At 51.3% G+C, this 224-nt stretch carries 1 protein-coding gene; it reads left to right on the top strand.

Annotation, left to right across the window (positions count from 1 at the left end; genetic code table 11):
- The coding region (bolA, locus tag RRF55_RS28600) for a transcriptional regulator BolA (protein WP_439419386.1) at positions 1 to 224 on the top strand (224 nt) is incomplete at both ends.

The raw sequence follows: 224 nt of genomic DNA, 5'->3' as shown, positions 1-224 counted from the left end.
GAAAAATTAAGGGCAGCGTTCAACCCTGTGTTTCTCGAAGTTGTCGACGAAAGCTATCGTCATAACGTGCCGGCAGGTTCTGAAAGCCACTTCAAAGTGGTTCTGGTCAGCGATCGCTTCACGGGAGAACGTTTCCTGAACCGACACCGCTGGATCTACAGCACCTTGACGGAAGAACTCTCCACAACCGTACATGCGCTGGCGCTGCATACCTACACCATTAA

Origin of the sequence: Klebsiella sp. K47 (assembly GCF_051858335.1) — a bacterium.
Lineage (GTDB): Bacteria > Pseudomonadota > Gammaproteobacteria > Enterobacterales > Enterobacteriaceae > Klebsiella > Klebsiella pneumoniae.
This window is presented reverse-complemented; position numbering and strand designations above follow the sequence as displayed.